Genomic DNA, 5332 nt, shown 5'->3' with positions numbered 1-5332 from the left:
TTTTCTCAAGCTTCTCGTCTCCATCTTTCGCTGATACGGAAACTTTTTGCATGTTGGCTGGGATGTTTATGGTTTCTAACTCTTCTAATGTAGAAAATTGGCGGAAAATATACGAATACTCGCCCGATGGTTGTAGGTAACGAATGATCGCCATATTCCCATTTTTCTCATCACTTAATGCTAAATTACTTGGCAGAGAAAGACTTTTCGAGGTATCTGTATTTTGCCCATAGGACTGAACCCAGTCTAGCTCACCATCTTCATCTTTTTCTAACGTATTAATCGTAATATAGGCAGGCACATTATTTCCAGCAGCATTTTTCACTTGCATGGTTGTACCAGAGTCCTGCATGTCAATGTTCAATGCTTTAAACAATCCTTTTGGTGCTAACGGACTTTTATCTAAGGTTAAGGAAATTTCATATTTTCCTTGCGTTACATCCGAGCTGCTTGTTACCCAGAAAGAATAGAAATAATATTGACGATTCGCTGGATTCGTAGGATTTTTGTCAAAACTATCAAGCATCACTTTTTGATCAGATAGGCGAGTGACCTTATATTTTGAATAAATGTCACCGAAGTTAATCGTTTCGATTTGTGCTTCATCGTCATTTCCAATCGACACCGTTTTCCCTGTTACTACATCTTTTTTATACAGGGCATCTTCTGAATTCAATGAACCACGGTACATTCCTGACAACTTATTGCCGTATTCATCACCGAAAACTTGCTTGGTATAAAAGGCTCGATCAAGCTTATAGGCGATATTCGGGTATGGTCGTTCGATATATGTTAACCCACGCTGTGTGTAATATCGTTTTAATGATTCTTGGTCTGGTTCGAATTTGGTAATGTCGAGTTTGCCGCCTGCTTTAATAATCGTCTTTTTCCCTTTTTGAACAACCGCTTTCGTTTTGTCATTCGCAAACACATACACCCAATTCTCGCCGCCATCAGGATCTTTTACTTCCGCATCAACTAAGTACTCATAGTCACCAGGCGATACAAAGAATTTTTGACCCGTAATCACTTCGTCCGAGCCAATGGCTTCTGAAATGGCATCATTATATAAATAAAGAATTCCGTTCTCGAGTCCGTTGTCGCTATTATCGATTGCTGCTTCTCCAGCTTCTCTACTGTCGAAAGAAATTGTTGACGTATCATTGATTTCTGCCGTTGTATTCGATAAGAAATAAGTTTTACCTGCTGTTTTGTGATAAGAAAATACATTATAGGCTCCTTTATCCACATAGACAGTTGGTGCCTCTTTTGCATCTTTCTCATTGATCATCGTTGTTGAGCCTAGTGTCGTTTGATGATCATCTTTCATTGCAAGGAAGTATTGTGCTCCTGGAATTTCTTTTCCCCCTTCATCTAGCGTATTCAATTTGACGGGTACGGTATTGTCACTTTTTAAGGTAATCGCACCAGAAGAAGCGACTTCACGTGAATACATAAACCAAGAGTTGCCGTCAGCTGTATCGAATTTTCCTTGGACAACCACTTGAAGGTTTTTCAAATCTGTTCCAACATGACTCGGTACCCGAAGCGCACCTTCTGTGTCAGTCGTACCTGTCCATAATTCAGCGTAACTGTACTCATCTGAATCTTCTGTTTGAACTTTTTCATAGAGTTTAACAGATGCACCTTTTGCGATGGTACCGCTTGGTGTGGTTACCGTAAACATATAACCCGATTGAGGTGTATTCAGGATCTTCACCGTATTAGACGTTCTCGATAGTTCTTTTCCATTCGCATCAACAGCAATGGCTATGAGTTGATGCGTACCGTCTGTTAACTTTGTCGTATCCCATTTGATTTGCACAGAAGCAACATTAGCTGTTTCTGCCTCCCCGATCCGATTTTTCTCATTGACTTCATCAGTATAAAATGTGGTTTTACTTGTACTAGGATCATTAATGGCAATTTGGACAGTCGTCGTACCCACCACGTTCGCATTCTTTTTCGGTAAAACAAATGCTAACGACGGAATTTCGACATCATCAGCTAAGGCCGCTTTCGCATTCAGCTTGCCATGACCGGTTTTCTCATCCCAGCCTTCTTCATTCAAATCAGTTGCTGTTGATGTCAGTGCTTCTTCAACCTGACTAGCAGTAGCTTCTGGGTGCTTCAACTTATAAAGGGCTGCAACGGCCGCCACGTGTGGAGCTGCATACGAAGTACCAGAGCCAGTTGAATAACGGCCTGCATCCGTTCCTAAATCGCCAAGCAGTGACGTACTTAATACGCTGACTCCTGGTGCAACGATATCAAGGGTACTGCCATAATTCGAGCGCTCATACACTTGATCTTTTGGGGCAATCGCTCCTACAGAAAGAACGTTTGGCAGGGCAGCCGGATACGAAGCGTCCGCATTGCCCCCGCCATTTCCTGAAGCGGCAACTACCACAATTCCTTTGTCCGTCGCCTTTTTTACCGCTGTTTCAATGGTCTCACTATATTCACCACTTAAACTCATATTAATAACATCGACACCTTGGGCGACCGCATAATCGATTCCTGAAGCGATATTGTACGCATCACCAACACCCGATTTATTCATGACTTTGACTGGAAGGATACTAACGTTAGCATCACCTGCTACACCTGTTATCCCCTTCTCATTATTAGCATTTGCGGCAATAATCCCCGATACGAAAGTGCCATGGCCTTGATCATCGCCCTGATAGGTTTCCTGATACCCATCAACAAAGGTTTTTCCTTCTAGTACACGTCCAGTTAAATCTTCATGTGTGTCTTGAACCCCTGTATCCAGCACAGCTACCTTTACTAGATTAGAAGAATCCTCAATGCTTTCCCACCCTTCTTGAGCCTCAATGGCAGGTAAGTTCCATTGGTTTTTATAGTATGTATCATTTGGTTCTATCGTTTCGGCTGTTTTGTATGTAACATTTTTCTCCACGTATTCAACATTGTCCATTTTTTCGATTTCCGTAATGGTGGTATCCACAGTGTCTTCTTTTACATCATAAAGACCTACTTCATCATTCTCTTTAACCGTTTCAACACCTATGTTTTTCTTTTGCTTGCTGGATAACGTTTCATCATGTTTATACTTGACGATTAATTGCTCCGTTTTAGTTGACTTTGGCTCCTCAGCAGAAACCGGTACCCCTGGTAAAACGGCCGAGGCAGCAAGTGCAATCGTTGCCATGGTTTGAAGCCATGGTTGTTTCTTTTTCATAATAATTCCCTCTCATTCCCGATTATACTAATCTATAAATCCTTAATCAGTCTAATTGAAAATGATTATCAGTGTCAATGAGAATTTAAATAATTCTCTTAACTTCGTCCATAACTCCTAGTAAACTAGCTAATTAAGGGAATCGTAAAAAAACGCCCATGAATGTTCATGCGGGCGTCTGTGTTGTATATAAACAATGACTTACAGAGAATGAACCGTTTTCGCTGCTGTTCGATGATGGAAAAGCCAGTAAACAATAATGGACAGGAAAGCGATAATGGCGGAGCCAATATACATCGTACGATAATTGGTAAGAGAGGCGAACAACCCTAAACAATAAGAGCCTACACCATATCCAAGGTCACCCAGTAAGAAAAAAGTCGCTGTTGCGGCACCACTACGAGTAATGGACACTTGCTTAATCGCAATATTTTGCAGGCAAGGGTTTAAAATTCCATAACTAAATCCCATCATCACTCCTGCTGTAAGAACCATCCATGCGTGATTAGCTTGGCTTAATACTAGCATCCCTGTACCAAACAGAATAATGGATGGGTAGAAGAAATACTGATCTGGGTAGCGATCCAGTAATTTTGCAATAAATGGACGAAACCCTACAATCATGACGGCATATAAAATAAAAAATAGACCGGCGATGGCGGACAAATTAAGCTCATTTGTATAAGAAGCTAAAAATCCTGATAGACCACTATAAGAAAAAAATAAGCAAAAGGAAACGATTGAAATCGGGAATGCTTTCACTTCAATAATATCTCGCCAAGTTAATGGATTTTGTGGTGCTGCTTGAGTTGATTTCTGAATTCGTATACGCAACATAAACCATAATGCTAATGCAGAAAAAAGTGAGACTGCAATTAAGACAATATAAATATTTTCGTTTTTCCATAAAAATAAGCCGAGTGATGGGCCAATTACCATTGCAAGGTTCAGAAACATACCAAAATAGCCGATTCCTTCCCCTTGTCGATTAGCCGGCAATAAAGCAAGAACCGCTGTATTCGTAGCCGTAGAAGCAATGGCGTAGCTCATCCCATGAATAAACCGTACGATTAAAAATACTATTAGTCCGTCCTTCACTCCAAAGTAACTAACAGAAGCGACAAAGAAAATGGCAAATCCAATAACACCCATTTTTTTGTTACCAAATCGATCAACTAAAAACCCTGAAAAAAGACGTGCAAACACACTTCCGAGAACATAAATGGTAATGACTAACCCCATTTGCTGCTCATCACCATGTAAACCCACTTGTACATATAATGGCAAAATAGTAGCCAGCATGTAAAACATAAGACCGATTAAAAAATTACTCCCACATAAATAAAGGTAATTCTTGCTCCATATACTTGATGAATCCAAAATCAATACATTCCTCTCTAAGCTTTTCTTGCATCTTACTGCCTTGTCATTATATTCTTTAGTATTGTTAATGTATAATTAGTAAATCTTAAGTTTTGCATTAGAAACTCTTATAAGGAGAGAGGTTCCATGAATTTCGAACAACTACAGTATGTAAAAGTCGTCGTAGAATGTAAATCCATAACGATTGCTGCTCAACAACTATTCGTTACCCAATCTGCCATCAGTCAATCGATAACCTCATTAGAAAAAGAATTAAATGTTGTGTTATTTCACCGTTCACGTCACGGAACGATTCCAACGGAAGACGGACTATGGCTTTTACCAAAGCTTATGGAGGTTTTTCAAAAAACTCAGGAGATTACCTTAGAAATTGAATCCCGAACGTCACAGTTTGCTGGAGAAGTGAAAATCGCCACAATCCCAAGTCTTTTCATGACATTACTGCCAGAGACTTTAGCAACGTTTAAAAAAGATTATCCACTTGTGAACTATCAAATCTTAGAACTAGAAAATAACAAAGTAATCGAGGCCGTTCAACAGAAAAAAGCAGATATAGGCTTTATCGCCTTAACGCATGATTTGAGCCACTTTGATACATCTATCTACTTTCAACACTTGCAAGTAACGAGTCAATATTATTTACTTGTTTCCGCTAGTTCACGATTTGCTTTACATGAAGAAATTACATTAGAAGAAGTTTTAGAGGAGCCATTTATTTTGTATGGGGAACATTTTTATCCGAAT

General features: G+C 39.7%; 3 protein-coding genes. 1 reads left to right on the top strand and 2 read right to left on the bottom strand.

Annotated features, from left to right (window positions below; translation table 11 throughout):
* Nucleotides 1–3205: S8 family peptidase (locus WYK_RS05510; protein ID WP_040373582.1), on the bottom strand; the 3205-nt coding region annotated here is incomplete at its 3' end.
* A gap of 201 nt (nucleotides 3206–3406) precedes the next feature.
* Complete coding sequence (locus WYK_RS05505) at nucleotides 3407–4591, bottom strand: MFS transporter (RefSeq protein WP_051387330.1); 1185 nt, start codon at nucleotides 4589–4591, stop codon at nucleotides 3407–3409.
* A 123-nt stretch (nucleotides 4592–4714) separates the two neighbouring features.
* Between WYK_RS05505 and WYK_RS05500 the strand changes: the two genes are divergently transcribed.
* Nucleotides 4715–5332 (top strand): LysR family transcriptional regulator (locus WYK_RS05500; RefSeq protein WP_040373581.1); only part of this gene is annotated, 618 nt, incomplete at its 3' end.

The sequence above is a fragment of the Peribacillus psychrosaccharolyticus ATCC 23296 genome (assembly GCF_000305495.1).
GTDB lineage: Bacteria > Bacillota > Bacilli > Bacillales > DSM-1321 > Peribacillus > Peribacillus psychrosaccharolyticus.
Note: the sequence above shows the minus strand (reverse complement) of the source record. Positions and strands in the feature narration are given on the sequence as shown.